This is a genomic window from Shinella sp. M31 (genome assembly GCF_049199205.1).
GTDB lineage: Bacteria > Pseudomonadota > Alphaproteobacteria > Rhizobiales > Rhizobiaceae > Shinella.
In genome coordinates, this window is the sequence record NZ_JBLZPH010000037.1 from 770 (window position 1) to 16,240 (window position 15,471).

Sequence of the window (15,471 nt, forward strand, 5' to 3'; positions counted from 1 at the left end):
GCGCTTCACTGGGACCAAGATCTTCATGGCTTCCTTCCTCACCAACTCGTTACATGCGGCCGCGCAGGGCTTCAGGATCGTAGGGCGATTCCGCGATCACCCGCGCCTTGCGGCGTTCGCCGAGGATCGGCACTTCCAGCTCCGTTCCAGGCGTGCCGAGCGCAACGGGCAGCAGGGCGAAGGCGATATCGTGCCCGACCGTATAGGCGTAGCTGCCGGAGGTAACGCGCCCGACAAGTTTGCCCTCGTGATAGACGCCCTCATGGATGAGCGAGCTCGCACCGTCCGTGTCGATGGCGATCGTCACGGAGCGTTGCTTGACGCCCTCCTGCTGCTGGCGCACGAGCGCCGCCTTACCGATGAAGTCGCCCTTGTCGAGCCGGATGAAGCGGTCAAGGCTGCTTTCCCACGCCGTCAGTTCGGGATTCATGTCGCGATACATGGCGCGGTAGGACTTTTCGAGACGAAGCGATTCCAGCGCATGATAGCCTATGAGGCGAAGGCCGTGCGGCTCACCCGCCGCGAGAATCGCCTGCAAGAGCTGCCGCTGGTAGGGCAGCGGATGATAGAGTTCCCAGCCAAGTTCGCCTTCATAATTGACACGCAACATGCGAACGTCAGTTGCCAGACCGACCGTGCCGGACTTGACGCCGAACCACGGGAACGCCTCGTTGGAAAGGTCTATCTCGGTCAGGCCCTGCAACACGTCGCGCGCCTTCGGCCCGACGACGGTAAAACAACCGCGTTCGTTGGTGACATTACGCAGCTGCACGCTGCCGTCCTTCGGCAAAAGCTTCGACAGGTCGTCAAAATTCCAGCGTTCGGCACGCGGTGTCGAGATCAGGTAGAAGCTGCCGTCTTCAAGGCGCGCCACGACATACTCCGCCTGCACGCCACCGTTCTTCGTCAGGTGATGGCTGAGGTTGACGCGGCCGGCCTTCGGCAGGCGGTTGGCAAGGATGCCGTCGAGCCAGGCTTCGGCACCGGGGCCGGAGACTTCGAACTTCGTCATCGGGGTCATCTCGACGAGTCCGACCGTCTCGCGCACCGCCCGCACCTCTTCGGCCACGTAATGGCCCTTCTGCGTCCAGCGCCAGCTATACTGGTCCTTAGCTTCCACACCCTCAGGCGCAAACCAGTTCGGCACTTCCCAGCCGTTCAGAACGCCCCAGACGGCACCGCGCTGCGACAGGATATCGTAGGAGGGCGCGGTCTTCTGCGGGCGGGCAGCAGGCATGTCCTGACCGGGATAGTGCAACTCCGCATGCGTACCCCAGCTCTCCTTGACCTTTTGGCGCGTCCATTCCTTGTTGGCATAGGCGCCGAAACGACGCGGATCGAGTTCCGACGTATCGAGACTGTTGGCACCCTCGACGATGCGTTCGGAGAGATAGTAGCCGATCGCCCCGCCCCACAGGATGCCGCCGGGAACACCCTCGGCGATCCAGACATTTTCCAACCCCCAGGCCGGGCCGACGAGCGGCAGTTCGTCCGCCGTCATCTGGAAGGGGCCGCGAACATTCGCCTTGATGCCGACGCGGCCGAGTGCGGGCACCATTTCCATGGCAGCCTCCCAGTTCCAGGCTACCGCGTCGAAATCTTCCTCCACGAGATCGGCACCGAACCATTCCGGGACGCCGTTTTCCGCGAAAAGCTTGAGGTGCTCAGTCTTTTCATAGGGACCGAACATCAGGCCGTCGCCCTCCTCGCGCAGATAGCCTTCGAAACCTTCATCGCGCAGGATCGGCATTTCCGGCAGCCCCTGACGCTTGCGCTCGATGATCTCCGGCACGGCGTCGGTGATCCAGTACTGGTGAAGGATCGGGATCGCAGGGATTTCCAGGCCAAGCATGGCGCCCGTCTGGCGCGCGTAGTTGCCGGTCGCCGAAATGATGTGCTCGCAGATGATCTCGCCATTGTTGGTGATGATCTTCCATTCGCCGTTGGCGAGACGCTCGAAACCCTTCACCTCGGTGTTGAGATAGATCTTCGCACCGCGGTCGCGTGCGCCCTTTGCCATGGCCTGCGTAACGTCTGCAGGGGCGATGTGGCCGTCATCGGGATGGTAGAGCGCAGCCAGCATATCCTTGTTGTTTTCGAGCAACGGCCAGAGCGCGCGCGCTTCCTGCGGCGTCACCAGTTCGGCGCGGATGCCCTGAACGGCGGCAACGCTCATATAGCTCTTGTATTCGTCGAGGCGGTCGCGCGTGTTGGCGATGCGCAGCTGACCGCATTTGTGCCATCCGACATGCTGGCCGGTTTCAGCCTCGAGGCCTTCATAGATCTCGATGGTCTTGGCAATCATGCGGCCGATATTGATACTGCGTGCATAGGAGGGGATGAGACCGGCAGCATGCCAGGTCGAACCGGCAGTGAGCTGCGTGCGCTCCAGAAGCGCGACATCCGTCCAGCCGCGCTTGGTGAGACCGTAGAGAATGGCGGCGCCGACGCAGCCACCGCCGATAACGACGGCGCGAGCATGAGTTTGCATAAAAAGGTTCCCTCGAATTGGTTTTCACCAACCTACAAACGCCCTTTCGGCCTGTAATCTTGCTAAAAATTGCCGAGGGGCATAACCTCAGATTATGCACAGACTCCGTTCCCTCATCCCGTCCGCCAACTACCTCTTCTGCTTCGAAGCCGCAGCCCGAAGGCGCAGTTTTACGGCTGCCGCACAGGAGTTGAATGTCAGTCAGCCGGCCGTCAGCAAGACCATCCGCCTCCTGGAAGAGGCGACCGGGCTAAAGCTCTTTCGCCGCGAACATACACGGCTGGAACTGACGGCAGAGGGGCAGCGGCTCTACAAGGAGACGCAGGAAGCCTTCGACCATCTGCACATGGTGATCTCGTCGCTACAGAAAAAACACTCCAATGATGTGGTGCGTGTTTCCTTCTCCGCATCGTTCGTGCAGCTGTGGCTTCTGCCGCGACTGAAGGACTTCAAGGCCAAGCACCCAGATGTTTCGCTGCGCATCGAAGAAAGCAGCCGCGACGATCAGGATTTGGTGGAAGAGGATATCGATCTTTCCGCTCGCCTCGGCAACGGCAAGTGGCCGGGTATCCATTCCTGGCGTTTTGTGACGGAAGAAGTGCTGCCGGTATGCAGCCCGGACTATCTGAGGGACCACGGGCCAATCCATGAGCCGGCCGATCTCCTTCAGCATACGCTGCTGAACTTCGAGGAAAGGCACCGCACCCGTCTTGGCTGGCGCGAATGGCTGGAGCGCCACGCGGTTCCGGTTGCCCGCCTGAAGCAGGATTTCGTCTTCACCGATGCGCTCGGCTCCATCGAAGCGGCGGTGCTTGGCCAGGGTATCGCGCTTGGCTGGAAACATCTCGTTCACGACCATATAAGGGCCGGACGACTGGTTCTCCCGTTGCAGGAATCCTATCGGTCGGGGCACGCGATCCACATCATCATGCCGGCACAGCGCCCGCCGAAACGCGGGACGGAGCTTTTTCGCGACTGGCTGATCGAGCAGGACGCCGACGCCGGCATTCTCCAGCCCATGGGAAACAATGATGCCGGCTAAAACCTTTCACCCACGAAATGGGCGGCTTGGGCGCCCGCTTCGTAATAGAGCTCTTTCAGTGGACGCAGGGCCGGCTCCTTCGGATCGCTGAGCGGCAAGGGCAGTTCGGCTTCGGTCTTCTCGCATAGGACCAACTGCGCCAGCGTGCGCCCGAACACGGTGCCCGGCGCGATACCGCGGCCGTTGTAGCCGGAAAAGCCGACCACCTTGTCGGCAAAGCGATGGAAGCGCGGCAGGGCATTGTCCGTCATGCCGATCTTGCCGAACCATTCACATTCGAATTCGACGGAACCAAGCTGGGGGAAGAGCCTTTTCAGAGCGCGTTTCGCCCAGGCGACGTGGATAGCGCGGCCGGTATTGCGCAGCGCGCCGACACTGCCGAAAATGAGCCTTCCAGCCTGATCCATGCGGAAGGACGACAAAATCTCCTTCGTGTCCCAGACGCCTTCGCGCCCCGGCAGGATCGACGACAGGAGGTCCGGCGACAGTGGCTGCGTTGCTAAATTGAAATACGGCAGATGCACCTGCTCGCGACGAACATCGCTCCAGGGGCCAGTGCTGTAGGCATCCGTCGAGACGATTACCCACGGCGCAGTGATGGAACCACGGTCGGTACGCACCCTCCAGCCATCCCCGGAACGTTCGCAGGCGACAACGCGCGAACCGGTGTGGATATCAGCGCCTGCAGCAATCGCGGCCTTTGCCAGACCGCGCACATAGGCGAGCGGCTGCAAAGTCCCTGCCCGCATGTCGAGCAGCGATCCGGCATAGGCCCGGCTTCCGACGCGGCGCGCCGTCTCCGCCGCGTCGAGAAGCATGACGGGTGCGCCGCGTTTTTGCCACTGGCTCGCCCGTTCCGTGATCTCCTTTAGGCCTTCGGCACCCACCGCGCAGTGCAATGTCCCCTTGCGCTCCAGCTCGCAGGCAATGCCGTGTTTTTCGATGAGGTCCATGACCAGCCGTGGTGCATTGCCCAACATATCGAGTAGACGTTCGCCGTGGATATCGCCGAGCGCACCGGGCAAATCGTCCGGCATCACCCACATGCCGGCATTGATCAGCCCGACATTGCGACCGGCCCCGCCAAAGCCGATGTCCGCCCCTTCGAGCACGACCGCGCGGCGTCCTGCCTCGGCCAGATGGAGGGCCGCGGAAATCCCGGTAAACCCGCCGCCGACGATGACGACCTCTGCCTGCTGATCGCCCATCAACGGCTGTGTCGCCGGAGCAGGCGGCGCCGTTTTTTCCCAAAGTCCGTGGGAGTGCGGGTCGTTCAGCATGGTCTCGGTCCTTCCAGGTCCTTGCTACTTCTGATTTTTTGGCTGACCGAAGACATAGTCTGCCACCTTCGGCAGGAAGATGTCGGACCGATATGTCTTCGGCTTTTCGCCAACGGAGCTGCCAGTGTTGAGAATGCCCGCCTGATAATCGTCGGCAAAGAGGCTGTAGGGGTAGGGCGCTTCGGTGGCGCTGGCTGCATCGAGCGCGGCGCGTTGGTCGGCGGCTAGCTCGAAATCGAGTGCCGCCATATTGTCTTCGAGTTGCTCGAGCTTGCTCGCCCCGACGATCGCAGCAGCAACGCCCGGGCGATTGATGACCCAGTTGAGCGCCACCTGCGCCATGCTGCGTCCCACCTCCGCAGCCGTTTTCTCGAGAGTGGCGACAATGCGGGCATTGCGTTCATTGAACAGACCGAGACCAGTGCCGGAAGCATCGAGCGCAAGGCGCCCCGCCTGTGCGCCGGAGCGGTACTTGCCGGAAAGCAGCCCCATGGCGAGCGGGCTCCAGGCGGTAATGCCAAGCCCGAGCGTTTCGGCAAGCGGTACGAATTCGTGCTCGATGCTGCGTTCGACCAACGAGTAAGGAAGCTGCAGACTGATCGGCGTGGTCAGCGCATGGGCTTCCGCCCAGGTCTGCGCCCGCGCCGCATACCAGCCTGGCACGTCGGACAAGCCCGCATAGCGGATCTTGCCGGCGCGCACGAGATCATCGAGCGTGCGCATCACCTCTTCCACCGGGGTCATGCGGTCCCAGGTGTGCAGGAGATAGAGGTCGATGTAATCCGTCTTCAACCGCCGCAGCGAAGCCTCGACCGCGCGCATGATGTTCTTGCGCCCATTGCCGCCAGCATTCGGATTTCCGGGTGAGAGGTTGTTGGAGAACTTCGTCGCGATGACCACCTGGTCGCGAAGCCCGGCATCGGCAACGAAACTGCCGACGAGGCTCTCGCTCATGCCTCCCGCATAGGAATCCGCTGTGTCTATGAAGTTGCCGCCCGCCTCGACATAGCGATTGAAGATCGCGCGGGCCGTCGCCTCGTCACTGCCCCAGGAGCCGCCAATGCCGCGGATACCCGCATTGCCGAACGTCATGGTGCCGAGCGCAAGGCGGCTTACCCGCAATCCCGATCGGCCTAGAAGATAGTAATGATCGAGCGACATCGTCGGTCCTTCATTGTGCGTGAAACACCTGCGCTACATCGCGCCCATATAGGGGCGGCGCGCGGTGCTCTGCTGCACATAGTTGATCATGGTGATGAAGTCGAAGACCGGTCGGCCGGTCGCTGCCTGCACGGCATGGGCATAGGGCGGCAGGTCACTGCACTCAAGCAGAATGGAGCGGACATCGGGATTGTCCTCCACGAGACGCCGGGCAACCTCCGTCACTTCCCGCTCGATCGCAGCGGAATCCAGCGTTCCGCGCTCTTCCAGAATGGCCTCGCGAAACTCCGCCTGCCCTTCCATACCGGCAACGGCAAGAGGAACGTGGTCAGCGACGTTGCAGGCGGCAAAGTGGCGTTGGGTCAATCGCGTGGCATTGGCGGTAATGACGCCGACCCGCCCACCGCACAGAGCATGCATGAACGGAATCTGCATAAGGCTCGAAAGGAAAACTGGAATTTCGACAGCGGCCGCAACTTCTTCCTGAAAATAGGCCATGAAACCGCAGGCGCCCGTGATTGCCTTGACGCCCCGATTCTGCAGCTCGACGGCAGCCTCGATGAAGACCTCCTTCAGGGCGGGATCGCGCTGATTGAGCAGGCGGTCGATCGAGGCACCCCGTACTTCCTGGAAGCGCACGGGATAGTCATAGGTCGTCGCATTGCCGACATTGCCGGGAACGCAGGGATAGGCGGCATCGAGGATCAGGATGCCGATCTGCTCACCGTACCACGACTGCGTCTTCCGCGTGACCGTATAAACAGTCATCGTTGTTCTCTCCGATTTCCATGTCAGGGAAATGCGGGAGAGCTCCCTCTCCCGCAGTATTGGTTCGTTACTCGACGAGGCGCGGTGCGCCCGTATCGGCGGACGTGCCATCCAGGCCGTAGGACTTGAGGATGGTGACGATCGTGCCGTCCGCATGCATTTCGGCAATCGCGGCATCCAGCGCAACGCCGAATTCCTTGGCGTTCAGCGAATAGGGGAAAGCTGCCTGCGCGGCTTCCTTCGTCGCCTTCACACGCTCGTCCGGAGCAGCGACGTTGACTTTCACGTCGCCAAGCGCGCCCTTCTGTGCCGCGACGACGCCGGTCGAATACCCGTCGACCGCGACGTCGATGCGGCCCGACGACAGATCCTGCTGCATGTTGACGGAGTTCGGATAGAGTTTCAGCGATCCGCCGAGCATCGCCTTCAAGTCGGCGACCCAGAGATAACCCTGCACCGTACCGACCTGCTTGCCTTCGAGGTCGGAAACGTTCTTGAAGCCTTCCTTCGAATAGATGCCCATCTGGTCGGTGTAGAGTGGAGCGGAAAGGCTCATCACCTTCGCGCGCTCCGCCGTGCGGTACCAGTCGCCGGTGGTGATATCGGCCTGGCCGGACAGGACATACTGGATAGCCGCCGCCGGATCGACCGCAACGGCCTTGACCTTCAAGCATTCACGCTTGGCGAATTCCGCGGCGATGTCACCGTCGATGCCCTTCATGTTACCGCTATCGTCGACGAAGGAATGAGGAACATAGGTGGTGACCGCGACGGTCAGTGTGCCCGCCTCGACCGTGGTGAACTGATGCTTCGGCGTGCACTCCTGGGCGGATGCGGCCCCGACCGACAGGGCCAGACCGGCAATGCCGGCAAGGAGGAACTGCGTGGTGGTTGTGGTTCTCGGCATGCAGGTATCCTTTCAGCTTGGTTTCAACGTTGCGCGTAGAGACCGGCACGCTTTTCGACATGATTGACGAGAAGCGCGGCGGGAATGGAAATGGCGGCGTAGAGCACCCCTGCGGCAAGCAGCGCAGGAAAGTAGCGGAAGGTGGTCGAACCGATCTCGTAGGCGCGGCTCACCAGCTCTGGTAATGCAATGGTGAAGCAGAGCGACGTACCTTGGAAAATCAGGATGGAAAAACCGAGCAGCGCGGGAAGCGCCACCCGAAGACCCTGCGGCAGGAGCACGTAGCGCAGCTCGTCGAACCGGTTAAGGCCAAGTGCTTCGGCTGCCTCCCGCTGGCCATGCGCGACAGACTGCAGGCTGGCACGAATGATCTCGCTGGTATAGGCGCCAGTGTTCCAGGCGAGGGCGATAATCGCGGCCGAGAAGGAGCCGAGCGTCAATCCGGTCGTCGGCAGACCGAAATAGATGAACTGCAGAAGCACCAGCGCCGGTGCGCCGCGCCCAACCTCGACGAGAAAGAGGCTGACACCTTTCAGCACGCGGTTCTTGGCGAGAACGCCCAACGCCAGGAGAAGCCCAAAAGGAATGCCGATCAGCAGGCTGAGGGCCGTTACCTGGAGGCTGATGGAGAGGCCGCCCAGAAGGTCCGGCAGCCAGGCGGAGATTTCGTCTTGGGTCGGAAACATCAGCGTGCCACCTTTGCCCGGAGATAACCGTCTGCGACGCGCGAAAGCCAGGCGATCGGCAGGCTCAGGAGCACGTAGAACAGCCCGACCAGCGCGAAAACTTCGAGACCGCGGAACGTCAGCTGCGAAAGCTGGTTGCCCTGGTAGGCAAGCTCCGCCACGCCGATGGTGGAGGCAACCGCAGTCTCCTTCATGAGGCCGATCAGATAGCTCGCCGCCGACGGCAGCGCGACGCGGAAGGCCTGTGGCGCAACGATATCGCGGAAGATCGACCAGCGGCCGAGATCGAGCGCCGCGGAGGCCTCCCATTGACCGAAGTGGATGGAAGCGACGGCACCGCGGTAGATTTCCGCCATGTTCGCGGCTGCGATCAGCCCGAGGCCCATCAGAGCGGCATTGAAGGGGCTGATCGGCATCACGCCCATGCCAAGGCCGAAGAAGATGATGAAGAGCCAGAGGATCGGCGGAATGGCGCGCACGATCTGGATAGCAGTCATGGCAAGGAAACGGAGCGGCCAGAGGCGGCTTTGGCGCGCCGCAAGCAGCGGGACAGCAAGCACAGCACCGATGAGAAACGCGCCAGCCGTAAGTGCGACCGTCCAGGTCAGACCTCGCAGGAGCGGCAGAAGGTCCGTCGCGCTCATCGGTCGTGTACCGCACGAAGGAAACGCTTTGTGCGTTCCTGTTGCGGATTGCGCATAACGTCCTTGGACGGCCCCTTCTCCACGATATGTCCGTCGGCCATGATCATGACCGTATCGGAAACGTTCTCGGCAAACCCCATCTCGTGGGTGACGACGATCATCGTCATGCCGGTCTCTGCCAGTTCCCGCATGACAGCGAGAACCTCAAGCCCAAGCTCTGGATCAAGCGCCGAGGTCGGCTCGTCGAAAAGCATGATCTCCGGGTCGAGGGCAAGAGAGCGCGCGATGGCGATGCGCTGCTGCTGACCACCGGAACAGCGAGCTGGGAACTGGGCCGCCTTGTCCGCAAGCCCGACCCGCTTGAGGAGTTGCATGGAGCGCTCGTCCGCCTCCGCACGGCTGCGGCCCAAGACGCGTTCCTGCGCCAGGCTGACATTGCGCAGGACCGACATATGCGGGAAGAGATTGAAGGACTGGAACACCATGCCGACCCGCCGGCGGAGGCCGGAAAGCTCCGACCGCGCGACCGGACGGGCAGCGTCGATCGTCATCGAGCCGATCGTTATGATGCCGCCATCCGGCGGCTCGAGATAGTTGATGCAACGCAGCAGCGTACTCTTGCCGGAGCCGCTCGGCCCGATGATGGCGAGCACCTCGCCAGAACGCACATCGAGATCGATGCCATCGAGAACGATATGGCTGCCGTAATGCTTGCTGAGAGACTTGAGGCGGATGAGGACGTCGGTCGAGGCTGGCATCATCGCAGGCTGCACCCTGCCATGCAGCCGATCATCTTCCCGCAGATAAAGGATGGCACCATCCATATCATCGTGACCCCCCAATAGTCAGCACTCCGCGCGCCGCCTTTGCGGGCTGGTTATCGCCTGAGCTGCCTGGTTATGATTTGGCCGTCGGAATTTCCGCTTCCGGCCCTGTTCCCGTCGTTATTGAGAGAATGTTAGCATTCTGCCGCGCGCTGAGCAGGGCGAAAAAATTGCCTCCCCACCAAACCTGAAGTTATGCGACTGGCGACGGGGCTTTTGCGGGGAGGATACGAGCTTAGGCGCGATTGGAGGAAGCGCTCGGCGGCGATGGGTCTCCACTCCAAAGGGTCTCAATATTCCGTCGGCACGGTCAGCAACTCGGCAGGAGGGCCGTCGAGGAAGCTTCGCACCGTCGGGGGCAATTGCCGCGCGTTCAGCGGCAGCACACCGCAGCGGGACAGTGTCGCACGAAGATTGGGTTTCGGACCGAGGTGGCGCCAGATCATGCGCGAGGCATAGGGCAGGTTTCCCTGCCGCCATGCGACGCCGAGGGTGACGCCGCGCAGATACACGCGTTGGTGCGCCGCCTCGAAGGGAATGAGGATGGTCTGCGACAACATCGGATTCACCCCGAGGCTGCGTTCGGTGATGAAGATGCGGTTGCGCCAGAAGGCGGCGAGGCCGGTATATTTCGAATCCTGGCGAATCTCGCTGTCGCTGTCGCGAATGCGCTCCATGGACTTCACGCGCATTTCGCCATGCTCCTCGTAAATCCGGCTCAACGAGCAGATCACGAGATCGGGCCAGGAGGGGGAGCGATGATAGGTCTGGAAATAGCCGGTGTGCCTGCGAAGCGCCTCGATGTCACCCGGGAACCCTTCGAGCAGACCGGCCCGTACCGCAACCGGTGGCTCCAGCTTCTGCAGGCGTTGGCGGAAAATCGCCGGGGGCAGCGCGAAATCGCCGGCCGCCAAGCCGAAATAGCCTGCAATACGCGCGAGGTTATACGCGGACGGTTGGGTGTCACCATTGATATAGCGGTTGAATTGCTGACGGTTGATCGCGACCTGCCGGCAGATATGCGAAATCGAGCGTTGCGTGGCGCAGGCCGACTTCAGGTTTTCCAGAAAATTCTCCACGCGCCCATCCGATTGCCATAGCTTAAACTCGCTTAAAATAGCATCAACCTGCGAAATTGCGCAACGATGGCGCAACGCTAGGCTCGGGTCCGACAACACCATAATGGGGACCACGAAAATGTCAGACCTCGGCAAGACTCCCAGTGCAACCATGCCCGCCGGCGCACTCAACCGTCGCGAATTCCTGGGCGCCGCCGCTGCCTTCGGCGCTGCGATGACGCTGAGCCCAGGTGGCATCCTGATGCCGACATCCGCCCTTGCGGCCGATGAACCGAAACGAGGCGGCAATCTCAAGCTCGGCATGAACGGCGGCGCAACCAGCGATACGCTAGACCCTGCGGGTTACAGCGCCTCCGTCCTCTTCGTCGTCGGGCGTCTGTGGGGCGACACATTGGTCGAATCCGATCCGAAAACCGGCGCGGCGCTCCCCTCCCTCGCCACCAGTTGGGAACCCTCGGCGGATGCTTCCGTCTGGACGCTCAAGCTGCGCGACGACGTCTCCTTCCACGACGGGACCAAAATGACGGTCACCGACGTCGTCGCCACGCTGAAGCGCCACGCGGATGCCAACTCGAAATCCGGCGCACTCGGCCTTCTCTCCTCCATCAAGACCATTGAGGAGAAGGCGGGCGATCTGGTCCTGACGCTCTCGGAGGGCAATGCCGACCTGCCGCTGCTTTTGACCGATTATCACCTGATCATCCAACCCAAGGGTGGGGTGGAAAATCCCAATGCAGCGATTGGCACCGGGCCCTATGTGCTGAAGAGTTTTGAAGCCGGCGTGCGCGCGACCTTCGAAAAGAACACCGGTGACTGGCGTTCGGACCGCGGTTTCGTCGACAGCGTCGAAATCATCGTGATGAACGACACGACGGCCCGCATCGCCGCTCTTTCCTCCGGGCAGGTGCACTTCATCAACACCATCGACCCCAAGACCGTGCCATTGCTGGAGCGCGCACCAACGGTGGAGATCGTTCGCAACGCCGGCAAGGGCTTCTACGCCTTCCTGATGCATTGCGACACCGCGCCGTTCGACAACAACGACCTCAGGCTCGCCTTGAAATATGCCATCGACCGGCAGGCGATCCTCGACAAGGTACTCGGCGGCTACGGCACCATCGGCAACGATTACCCAGTGAATGGCAACTATGCGCTGGCTCCGGACGATATCGAGCAGCGGACCTACGATCCCGACAAGGCCGCATTCCACTTCAAGAAGTCCGGACATGAGGGTTCCGTTCTGCTGCGCACCTCCAGCGCCGCCTTCCCCGGCGCCGTCGACGCCGGCGTGCTCTTCCAGGAAAGCGCCAAGAAAGCAGGCATCGACATCGAGGTGCGGCGTGAACCGGAAGACGGCTACTGGACGAATGTCTGGAACGCCCAGCCCTTCTGCGCCACCTATTGGGGCGGCCGCCCGACACAGGATTCGCGCTACTCGACCTCCTACCTCTCGACAGCGGAATGGAACGACACCCGTTTCAAGCGCGAGGATTTCGACAAGCTGGTGCTGCAGGCGCGCTCCGAGCTCGACGACGCCAAGCGCAAGGCTCTCTATCGCACCATGGCACTAATGGTGCGAGACGAGGGCGGCCTGATCCTGCCGGTCTTCAACGACTATGTCATGGCGCAGAGCAAGAGCGTGAAAGGCTATGTCAACGACATCGGCAACGACATGTCGAACGGCTATATCGGCAGCCGCGTCTGGCTCGACGCGTAAGCTGAGCAACCCAGTTCCCCATAGGACTTCGGAGCGTTTGCACTGCAAACGCTCCCGAATGGAGTATCCAGAACCATGTCCGGCAAACGCCCCTTCACCATCATCGAGAACGAATGGATCACGCTTGCCGACGGCACGCGCCTCGCCGCCCGCATCTGGATGCCGGAGAATGCGAAAAACGATTCGGTGCCCGCCGTTTTCGAATTTCTGCCCTACCGCAAGCATGACGGAACCTGCCTGCGCGACGATTCCACCTATCCGGAATTCGCAGCCGCCGGCATTGCGGGTGTGCGTGTCGATATCAGGGGCTCTGGCGAGTCCGACGGCATCATCGATGGCGAATATACCCCGCTGGAGCTGGCAAACGCCTGCGAACTCATCGCCTGGATCGCCGCCCAGCCCTGGTCAAACGGTTCCGTCGGCATGATGGGCATTTCCTGGGGCGGTTTCAACTGCCTGCAGGTCGCAGCCCTGAGGCCGCCCGCGCTGAAAGCCGTCATTTCCATCGCCTCGACCGTCGATCGCTACAATGACGACATCCACTACAAGAACGGCACACATCTTTCCGCCCAGCTTTCCTGGGCCGCGACCATGCTGGCCTATCAGTCGCGCTCGCCGGACCCCGCACTTGTCGGTGACCGCTGGCGCGAGATGTGGCTCGAGCGGCTGGAAAAAGAGCCCTATTTCATGGAGGAGTGGCTGACACATCAGCGCCGAGACGCCTTCTGGAAACACGGCTCCATCAGTGAGAATTTCAGCGACGTAGAGATTCCGGCCATCATTATTGCCGGGTGGGCGGACGGTTACCGCAACACGCCTTTGAAGGCGGTGGAAGGCCTCGGCGACAAGACCAAAGCCTTGATCGGGCCTTGGGTGCATAAATATCCGCATTTCGCCTGGCCGAAGCCGCGCGCCGACTTCCTTGGTGAGGCGATCCGATGGTGGAACCGGTGGCTGCGCGGCGAGGAGAACGGCATCGAAACCATGCCGCAGGTGCGCGCCTATATCTTGGACGATATCCGCCCTGCCCCTCGGCGTGATTTCGACAACGGCTTCTGGATCGGCAAGCAGAGTTGGAGTGAACCGGAGGCAGCGCATTTCTACGTCGATCGGTTCGGCACGCTGAATCCTGGAAACCCGACCCCCGGCGCCCACGGACATGACCGCTATATCCGCTCACCGCTCGACACCGGCACGGCATCGGGAGAATTCTTCACCCTCAAGCCCGACGCGGAAATGGCGCTCGACCAACGCGGAGATGACGCCGGCTCGATGGTCTTGGAAACGGCCGTGCTCGAAGAAGATACCGATATTCTCGGCCGCCCGGTGCTGACGGTCGAGGTCGCCTGCGATGGCGATTGGGCCAATCTCTGCGCGCGCCTTGTTGACGTACACCCCGATGGCACCGCGACGCGTGTGTCGTTCGGTGTATTGAACCTCGCCCATCGCGATGGATACGAAAATCCGAGAGCCATTCCCCGGAACGAAAAGACCAAAATCCGCATCGAACTCGATGCTTGCGGCTATCGGTTCCGTACAGGCCACCGCATCCGCCTGTCGATCTCGACCGCCTATTGGCCGATGATCCTGCCTGCGCCGACGGATCTCGGTGTAACACTCGATCTCGCCTCGCTCAGCCTGGCGCTTCCAAAACTCGGCACACACGAGAAGATCACCGTCAAGGAACCCGAAAATCCCAACCCGCTGCCGAACTATACCGAGCATACACCCGGTACGACGCGGCGCTGGGTGACGAAGGATATGACGGCCAACCGCACCGACTATCACATCCACGAAGACACCGGGCTTTCAGAGCGTCCCGGCACGGGTCTCTCGACCCGTCAGGTGCGCGAGGAAATATGGTCGATCAGCCCGGACGATCCGCTGTCGATGAACGGTCAGTCCACCTGGACCTGCGACATGCAGCGCGCCGGCTGGTTCCTGCGAACCATCTCTACCACCCACCTCTCCTGCACTGCGGAGGAATGGGTCACGACCGCCGAACTCGTCGCCTACGAGGACGAAAACGAAGTCTTCCGCAAGACATTCGAAAAGCGTGTTCCCCGCGACTTCATGTAAGGGTGATGGTTTAAAGTTCCTCGGAGGGAAAATTTTCCCTCCGAGGAACTCGGTCGATTATTTTCCGCCCCGACGTTCGTGATAGCGCGGCAGTTCCTGGCAGCCACAGAGGCCGTCGTTTAGCGGCGACACACGCTCAGCCGTATATTTGGTCAGCACATTCCTTGTGACGCCGGCTGCGACAGGCCGCAGTCCCGCCCGGATACCGGTTCGCCATCCAATTCGCCCAAGCAGCAATGACAGCGGTCAGCCAATGTAGGTCGTCTTTGGCCAGAAGGCCGTCCTTGCTCGCATCACCGGCTTGAGCATTGCGAAGGCGTTTTTGATGGGTTTAAAATCAGGGCTGTAGGTCGGCAGGTAGATCAGGCCCGCGCCAGCGGCTTCTATGCGTCGCGCACATTGGGGGCCTTATGGGCCGGCAGATTATCCATGACGACGATGTCGCCGGCAGCGAGCGTGGCAACCGAGACATGCTCGACATAGGCGCGCAACACGTTGTCGTTCATTGCACTATCGACGACGAACGTGGCGGTCATTTCGGTCAGCTTGGACGCGCCGGTTATAGTGTTGGTTTTCCAATGTCCGTGCGGACGCCGGCCCGGCAGCGCTCACCGCGCAGCGCACCATCTTGGTCGACATTCGGGTCTGATCTGGGTTTGAATGTCCATCAACGCGAAAGCCCCCGTGCATTTTTGCGACGGGGGCTTTTTGTTTGGTTGCGGGGGCAGGATTTGAACCTGCGGCCTTCAGGTTATGAGCCTGACGAGCTACCGGGCTGCTCCACCCCGCGTTA

General features: G+C 61.6%; 12 protein-coding genes, 1 tRNA gene and 1 pseudogene. 3 read left to right on the forward strand and 11 right to left on the reverse strand.

The features are described 5' to 3' along the window. Positions 1-49: 49 nt before the first annotated feature. The gene (locus ACOZKU_RS05630; protein WP_421578025.1) at positions 50-2,491 is read right to left on the reverse strand and encodes a GcvT family protein; all 2,442 of its coding nucleotides are present in this window, start codon (positions 2,489-2,491) and stop codon (positions 50-52) included. Positions 2,492-2,585: 94 nt separating this feature from the next. Here ACOZKU_RS05630 and ACOZKU_RS05635 point away from each other — a divergent pair, with 94 nt between their 5' ends. Further along, entirely contained in the window at positions 2,586-3,533 is a 948-nt protein-coding gene (locus tag ACOZKU_RS05635) for a LysR substrate-binding domain-containing protein (RefSeq protein ID WP_421578026.1), read from the forward strand. On the opposite strand, the gene ACOZKU_RS05640 is transcribed toward ACOZKU_RS05635, so the two are convergent. The 8 genes from ACOZKU_RS05640 to ACOZKU_RS05675 all read right to left on the reverse strand — a co-directional run bounded on the left by ACOZKU_RS05640 (position 3,530) and on the right by ACOZKU_RS05675 (position 10,882). Next, positions 3,530-4,813 carry an NAD(P)/FAD-dependent oxidoreductase gene (locus ACOZKU_RS05640; RefSeq protein ID WP_421578027.1) on the reverse strand — a complete coding sequence of 428 codons (1,284 nt, stop codon included), beginning with the start codon at positions 4,811-4,813 and terminating at the stop codon, positions 3,530-3,532. The genes ACOZKU_RS05635 and ACOZKU_RS05640 overlap by 4 nt on opposite strands. 24 nt (positions 4,814-4,837) lie before the next feature. Next, positions 4,838-5,974 (reverse strand): aldo/keto reductase, encoded by a 1,137-nt coding sequence (locus tag ACOZKU_RS05645; protein ID WP_421578028.1) that lies wholly within the window; start codon positions 5,972-5,974, stop codon positions 4,838-4,840. A 33-nt stretch (positions 5,975-6,007) separates the two neighbouring features. Further along, positions 6,008-6,742, reverse strand: coding sequence for an aspartate/glutamate racemase family protein (locus tag ACOZKU_RS05650; RefSeq protein ID WP_421578029.1), 735 nt, complete (start codon positions 6,740-6,742; stop codon positions 6,008-6,010). Between the two features lie 67 nt (positions 6,743-6,809). Next, complete coding sequence (locus tag ACOZKU_RS05655; protein WP_421578030.1) at positions 6,810-7,649, reverse strand: substrate-binding periplasmic protein; 840 nt, start codon at positions 7,647-7,649, stop codon at positions 6,810-6,812. 23 nt (positions 7,650-7,672) lie between these two features. Next, the gene (locus ACOZKU_RS05660) at positions 7,673-8,335 is read right to left on the reverse strand and encodes an amino acid ABC transporter permease (RefSeq protein WP_421578031.1); all 663 of its coding nucleotides are present in this window, start codon (positions 8,333-8,335) and stop codon (positions 7,673-7,675) included. Continuing rightward, positions 8,335-8,979, reverse strand: coding sequence for an amino acid ABC transporter permease (locus tag ACOZKU_RS05665; protein WP_421578032.1), 645 nt, complete (start codon positions 8,977-8,979; stop codon positions 8,335-8,337). Before ACOZKU_RS05665 ends, ACOZKU_RS05660 begins: the two co-directional genes overlap by 1 nt. Continuing rightward, entirely contained in the window at positions 8,976-9,737 is a 762-nt protein-coding gene (locus ACOZKU_RS05670; RefSeq protein ID WP_421578036.1) for an amino acid ABC transporter ATP-binding protein, read from the reverse strand. The genes ACOZKU_RS05665 and ACOZKU_RS05670 overlap by 4 nt, the downstream gene beginning before the upstream one ends. Positions 9,738-10,093: 356 nt before the next feature. After that, positions 10,094-10,882 carry a transcriptional regulator gene (locus tag ACOZKU_RS05675; protein ID WP_421578033.1) on the reverse strand — a complete coding sequence of 263 codons (789 nt, stop codon included), beginning with the start codon at positions 10,880-10,882 and terminating at the stop codon, positions 10,094-10,096. Positions 10,883-11,000: 118 nt separating this feature from the next. On the opposite strand from ACOZKU_RS05675, the gene ACOZKU_RS05680 reads away from it, so the two are divergent. Further along, a complete protein-coding gene (locus ACOZKU_RS05680; RefSeq protein ID WP_421578034.1) occupies positions 11,001-12,599 on the forward strand; it encodes an ABC transporter substrate-binding protein in 1,599 nt (532 codons plus the stop codon). A gap of 75 nt (positions 12,600-12,674) precedes the next feature. Beyond that, positions 12,675-14,678: a CocE/NonD family hydrolase gene (locus tag ACOZKU_RS05685; RefSeq protein WP_421578035.1), complete on the forward strand. Its 2,004-nt coding sequence runs from the start codon at positions 12,675-12,677 to the stop codon at positions 14,676-14,678. Positions 14,679-14,960: 282 nt separating this feature from the next. Here the strand turns inward: ACOZKU_RS05685 and ACOZKU_RS05690 are convergent. Together ACOZKU_RS05690 and ACOZKU_RS05695 are read right to left on the reverse strand one after the other, a co-directional pair. Next, a pseudogene (locus ACOZKU_RS05690) lies at positions 14,961-15,300 on the reverse strand (transposase); the annotation flags it as partial. A gap of 91 nt (positions 15,301-15,391) precedes the next feature. Continuing rightward, positions 15,392-15,468, reverse strand: a tRNA-Met gene (locus tag ACOZKU_RS05695). Positions 15,469-15,471: the final 3 nt, after the last annotated feature.